Origin of the sequence: Micromonospora sp. U56 (assembly GCF_018070095.1) — a bacterium.
Taxonomy (GTDB): domain Bacteria; phylum Actinomycetota; class Actinomycetes; order Mycobacteriales; family Micromonosporaceae; genus Micromonospora; species Micromonospora purpureochromogenes.
This window is the reverse complement of record NZ_JAGPYL010000212.1, coordinates 1-5,413: the sequence shown is the minus strand read 5'-3', so window position 1 is coordinate 5,413 and position 5,413 is coordinate 1. Positions and strand designations below refer to the sequence as shown.

General features: G+C 68.7%; 3 protein-coding genes. 1 reads left to right on the top strand and 2 read right to left on the bottom strand.

The features are described from left to right. A partial coding sequence (locus tag KBX37_RS33230) for a hypothetical protein (protein WP_210779783.1) occupies positions 1-1,042 on the bottom strand: 1,042 nt, incomplete at its 3' end. Positions 1,043-1,687: 645 nt separating this feature from the next. Here KBX37_RS33230 and KBX37_RS33225 point away from each other — a divergent pair. Continuing rightward, positions 1,688-2,377 (top strand): hypothetical protein, encoded by a 690-nt coding sequence (locus KBX37_RS33225; protein ID WP_210779782.1) that lies wholly within the window; start codon positions 1,688-1,690, stop codon positions 2,375-2,377. Positions 2,378-3,099: 722 nt separating this feature from the next. Here KBX37_RS33225 and KBX37_RS33220 read toward each other — a convergent pair. Continuing rightward, the gene (locus KBX37_RS33220; RefSeq protein WP_210779781.1) at positions 3,100-5,016 is read right to left on the bottom strand and encodes a hypothetical protein; all 1,917 of its coding nucleotides are present in this window, start codon (positions 5,014-5,016) and stop codon (positions 3,100-3,102) included. Between the last annotated feature and the right edge of the window lie 397 nt (positions 5,017-5,413).

Below are 5,413 nucleotides of genomic sequence, written 5' to 3'. Positions count from 1 at the left end.
TCGTGGTGGTGGCGCCCGAGTAGATCTGCACATCCTGGGCGTCGGTCGGCACCGGCTGCACCTTGATGGTCGGGTCGATGACCACCGGGAACACCCGCGCCGGATCGGCCAGCCAGCCGGCGTCGGCCGACAACGTGACCGTCGTCTGCCCGTACATCTGCTGCACCCGCTGGCTGACCTTGTCGCTCCACACCTTGCCGTGCGGGGACGACTTGTCGTCCTTCGCGTCGTACATGAACGGCGCCGGCATCACGAACGCGGGCTCACCGCCACCCGGACGCACCAAGGCGATCGAGCCGTCCGCCCGCTGCTGCGCGGTCAGGCCGGCGGTGTCCAGCGTGAAGGTGTACGACACCGGCCCGGTCGGGGCGCGGTGCAGGACGATCTTCTCCTTGAGTGCGGTGGAGGTGACGTCGTAGACGACGTCGGCCCCACCGGCGAGCCCCGGATAGGTGACCGTAGACCCGGAGACCTTCGGCGTCACAGCCTTCGCACCGCCGGCCAGGCCCAGCTCGATACTCCGGCCGTCCTTCTCGAAACGGGCCAGCTCCTTGGAGCTGTCACCGAAGAGGCTGGTAAAGGTGTTGGTCCGGTTGCCCTGGACGTACCCCTTCTCCGTGGCCGGGCGGACCTTCGTGTCGATCGGCTGGAACCTGCCCTTGGCGTCCCGGTAGTGCAGCGGCACCGCCGAGATCTCCGCCTGGGTACGCCCGTCGGAAAGCTGGTAGACCCTGCTGTTCGCCGTCCGCTTCCCGGTGAGCTCCTTGACCCGCTTCTGCGCCGGCCACACCTTCGCCGGCGGCGGCTGCTCGCTCACCGTCAGGCCAGCGCCGACCACCTCCGGCCTGGCCTTGCGCGGCCCACCGTCGACCAGGTCCCGCGCGGCGTTACCCAGCTTCGAGAAGAAGCCGTCGTCCTCCTCGGCCTTCGCCACCGGCACGGCACCGCCGCGCTGGTCGTCCGGCACCTCCATCCAGCCCACCGTGGCCACCAACGCCAGCACCAGTCCCCCGACAAGGGGACCTCGTGATCGCTTCTTCATCCGTGACCCTCCGGTCCATCGACAGACACGATGAGTAAGGATCCCGAGGTCAGATACATGATCTCCTATATTGGAGATATTTGACCAACCGAATGGGCTATGCCTGCCGTCCGGGGTGTCAGCCCTGGGGAAGCCGTTCATGAACTCAGGCGGTCCGTGTACCAGTGAAACGGACAGCAGGAGAGCTCGTCACGACGGCGGCGACGGTCGTCAGCGCGGCCCCAGGAACACCAGCGTCTGCGCAGTTCCCCGAGGCCCCCGGGATCCAGCGAGAGCTTTCGTGCTACGCCACCGGGTGGGAGCCCTCGATCTAACCACCCACCCCGTCCACACCCGACTCGCACTCAAAGGTTAAATGAAAGCCCTCGTCGAGCCGCTATTCGGCAAACGAAGTGGTTGCACCGAACATCGGGGCGGGCCAGGACGACCGAGAGCTTCAGCGCAAGACCACGTGGCTGGAGCGGGCCCTCACACACCAGCCCGGCCCCGCCCGCGAACCAGCAAGCGGTAAGCCCAAGGGACGTCTCGTAACTCGGTGAAGGCGTTGCCGGTGACTGGCTTGGTGCTCACTGAGCCAGGGCGATGTTGTGCAGGTGGGCGATGCCGGAAGCGGTGTCGGTCAATGTGCGGGCGGGGCGGCGGTAGGTGGGGCGACGCTGTTGGGCTGCGCGATGTGGATGGACGACCGAGCTGCTCGACGAGCTCGCCACGCTGCAGGCGGCCTGCGTGGTGGTCAGCAAGCAGCCGCGGGACAAGAACGTGCAGCCGCCGGACCTGCCCTACAAGCTGCGCCGCCTGGACGACCTCAACGCCCACACGCCCGGTCTCCCGGTCTGCTACTTCCCTCCGCTGGAGCAGCTGACCTCCCTGGTCGACGGCGAGCCCCCGATGATCGGGCCCGGGTGGTCGCTGCCGCCCCGCGACGAAGTGATCCCCACCGTGCGGACGATCGGCTTTCGCAAGGGCGCGGGCACCAACGGGTCGATGCCGCCGATCCTGCACGCCAAGCTCGCGCTGCTCGGCCGCCTTTGGGACCACGACGAGGACGACTTCGGGCCGGCCGACGTCACCGCGTTCACACCGAAGCGGCTGTGGATCGGGTCGGCGAACTTCACGGCGTCGTCACGGCGCAGCCTCGAGTTCGGCTTCTGGACCGAGGACCCGGTGCTGCTGCGCGGCGCCGAGGAGTTCCTGCTGGACCTGATCGGCAACTCAGAGGGCATCGACCCGGACGCCGACGTGCACATGCCGGAGCGGGCGCTGCCGGACTACGACGATGCGGCCATGGCGGAGGCGGCGGCCGAGCTACGGTTCCCCGACCTCGACGACGACTGACGGTTCCGCACCCGGTGGGCTCTCAGGCGGGGTACGAGCCCGGGTCGCCCAGGGCCGGCATCGTGCTTGCCCCGCGGAGCCGGCGGACTGGGCCGGAGCAGAGCGTCGAGGACGGCGTCGCCCGACGTCCCACAGGTCGACGTCGGTTTCCTCCCGCAGCTCGCGGACGAGTGCGGCCGGGCGTCTCGCCGAGGTCGACCATGCCGCCCGGGATCGCCCAGCGTCCGCAGTCGTCGCGGAGGATCTGCCGGCCGGGGTGCCGGTCGGTGACGACGATCGGGTCGACGGCGGCGTTTTCGTCCCATCGGCCCAGGCGTCGTCCCCGTCGGCCGGTGCACCCGGCCGGGTTGCGGCCTCGACCGCGACGACGTCGAAGGGCACCAGCGCGGCGACCTGCCGGGCGGAGTGGTCGACGTCTTCCGGATCGGTGGCCGGCTCGGCTCAGCCAGCGGCGACGCTGATGGCCAGGGTGCCGCCTGGGAGCAGCTTGGCCGGGGTCACATCGATGGGATCGTAGCCGGGCCAGGCACGGGCCAGGGGCGGAGCTGCGGCGGTACGGAGAGGCGGTCCAGCCGGGTCGTCAGGTGTCGTTAGCGTCTGCCGATCCGGCAACGCAACAGCGGCGATCTCGGTGTTAGACCTCGAGTACGGCATCCCGCACACCTCGAACGCAGCGCCGTCGGAGGCCCGGCCGAACCCGGTCGGGGCGGGGGCGACCGAGGTTAGTAGTCCGGTTCGACGACGATCGCACTGCCCTTGAGGACGACCCGGCCGGACACCACGAGGGTTTCCTTGCGAGTGATGGTGGGCGGGCTGGTCGGCGACGTGCGCACCGACACCTGGATCTCGCCGGGAATGTCGGTGCGGAAGGCGAGCGGGTAGTCGACCGCGCTGCTTAGTTCCACCAGCACAGTGGGGTAGCGGGTGATCGTGCGGGAAATCCGTGCGGCGCTCGGCTGGGATACGTACAGCATCTGCAGAGGGCAGCGGGCGGGATTTACGTCCCGACTTCCCGCGCAGGCGTCCAGGTGGATGCGGATCTGCCGGTCGATTTCCTGGCGCGCGTCCGCCCGTACCCGGGGCGCCAGGTCGACGCTTGGACCGCCGTAGGCGAACGCGGTGACCGGGTCCGCCTCGAAGAGTGGGTGCTCGGCCAGGGTAGCCCGGTAGGCGCCCGGAAACGCCACGAAGTCACGGCCGGACTGCGGGTAGGGCGTGCCGGCGAAGCTCAACAGGCCGTCCCGGACGGGACTGGTCACCGTCAGCCCTCCGAGCGGGTCCAGGATCAGCCACATGTCGCCATACACGCCGCCCCGGGCGAGAGTCACCCGCGCCTGCCGGGCTGTGCCCGCCAGCTCGAAGTCCGCCTGCACGGCCGCCCCTTCCTCCCCCTTGCGAAAGCCACGGGTGGTGGGCGGGGGAAGGCGGGTGACTCGGGCGTTCGCGGGCGGGGTGTAGCCGGGATTGCGCAGGGTGGTGTCCGTCAGCAGGGTGGCGTCTGAGCCGTAGACGGCTTGGGGAAAAACGAGGGCACGCGCCGCCCCGGCGTCCCGAGCGGCCAGAGCGGTGTAAAAGTCGCGCACCACGGTCTCCGGCGACTGCCCCTGCGGCGACTGCCCGCCCGTCAACAACACGATCGCGGACGCCAGCAGCAGGACCAGGACCGAGGCGGCGGCCAGGTACCGCCGGCTACGGCGGCTTGCCAGGAGGACGCCGAGGCGTCCCGGCTGGCGGCGGTGCGAGCCGCCGGCTCTGGTCGGTCGAGACGGCGCCATGCCAGCGCTCCGCGTCGCGGCGCGTCCGACGTCGCAGACAGTCCCGCTCTCTCCTTCCATTGCACCCAGTACGGCTGGCGGCGAGATGGCATTGCGCGGGCGCCGCACATATAGGAAAAGCCCCACCCCGATCGTCAGCAGTAGGAGGAGCGCCGCACCGAGGACGGCACCCATGATGGGTACGGCGGGGTGTCGATCAACGCCATCGCGGACCGGTGGATCCACCGGTCCGACCGCGGCGACGTTTGGGTCCGGATTGATGATGACGGAAGCTTCATCGTTGTCCGGGTTGCTGTCGGCCAGCGACTTCTCCCCGGAGTAGGGCGACTTGAGGTCCCCGTCCAAGGTCACTACGCCGGTGGTGTTCGGAATCACCTTATTGATCTTCAAGTGGAAGATCGCTTCCGACTTTGCCCCAGGTTCCAGACTCGCCCTGCTCGAACAGGCGTACGGTCCGGCTCCAAAGATCTCCTGCTCGCCGTCTGACGTCTGGCGGCCCGACGTACTCACGCACCGGTCGAGATCGTACTTGCTCAATCCCGAGAGGGGAGTTTCCCCCGGCGGGCCCGGTACGGTCTCCGTGCCGGGCGGCAGCGTGAACGCCCATGTAGACGCCGTCTGGGAGAACCCCATCCACTGCACCTTGCCGGGCCCCTTGTTGTAGATGCCAACGGTCACCTTGACCACGTCACCCACCTTGCCCGTGGCCGTCATGGTCGCCGCACCGGGCCGGCTGGCGAACGCCGCAACGTCGACCTTTGCCGAGGAGGCGTGCGCGGGGCTGGCACCGAGACCGGCCATCGCAAGGAGCACACAGAACAGAGCCAACCGTTCCGCCCACCGGCGCAGCGTGTACAAGAGCACGGATCTTCCTGTCTGTAGGCGGCGCCAAGGCACGATAGCGGCGATGACCGACTGTTGCTGCCCTTGGTCCGGCAGTGAGATCTGGTGATTCCTGTGCGTCGCCCAACCTGGCGGAGCGGCTGGGCGCCGATGGCCGTACTGGAACACGACCTGACCGCCCCGCATGTCGGTGGACAATCCCTCCCCCACGTCAGCCACATTGTCCAGAATTCTGATTTCCTCGTAGGTCGGCGAAGAGGTCGGGTGCGTCGAAGGGCTGTCTCGTAACTGGGTGTCCCGCACCGGGTTTGATGGAGACATCGAAACCTGGGAGGAACACCACCGATGCCCGCACCGAAGAAGTACAACGATGAGCTGCGTGAGCGTGCGACCCGGTTGGCGGTCGAGGCTCGCCGGG